The following is a 544-nucleotide window of genomic DNA, read 5'->3' on the forward strand; positions in this document are numbered from 1 at the left end:
GCCGAGTATGTGGCGCCTGGGTCTGAGACCGAAGAGGTTGTGGCTGGGGTGTTTGCTGATCTGTTGGGTGTTGAGCGGGTCAGTGTGGTCGAGTCGTTCTTTGATTTGGGTGGTAATTCGTTGTCGGCGGCACGTCTTGCTGCTCGGGCGTCTGCGGCGTTGGACGTCGAGGTGTCGGTGCGTGATGTGTTTGATGCGCCGTCGGTTCGTGAGTTGGTGGCGGTTGTTTCGGGTCGTCGGCCGGCGTTGCCGCCGGTGAGGGCGGTTTCGCCGCGGCCGGAGCGTGTTCCGTTGTCGTTTGCGCAGCAGCGGATGTGGTTTATCAATCGGTTGGATTCGTCGAGCGGGATGTACAACATTCCGTTGGTGTTGCGGGTTGTTGGTGACCTGGATGTTGATGCGTTGCGTGCTGCGGTGGTGGATGTTGTTGTGCGGCATGAGGTGTTGCGGACGACGTTCCCGGATGTGGATGGTGTGCCGTTCCAGTTGGTGCATCCGGTTGGTGATGTTGCCGAGGGTTTGGATTGGGCGGTTGTTGACTCGG

General features: G+C 59.9%; 1 protein-coding gene. It reads left to right on the top strand.

Annotation, left to right across the window (positions count from 1 at the left end; all coding sequences use genetic code 11):
- Nucleotides 1-544: condensation domain-containing protein (locus tag GP2_RS20790; protein WP_040527713.1), on the top strand; the 544-nt coding region annotated here is incomplete at both ends.

This window comes from Gordonia paraffinivorans NBRC 108238 (assembly GCF_000344155.1).
Lineage (GTDB): Bacteria > Actinomycetota > Actinomycetes > Mycobacteriales > Mycobacteriaceae > Gordonia > Gordonia paraffinivorans.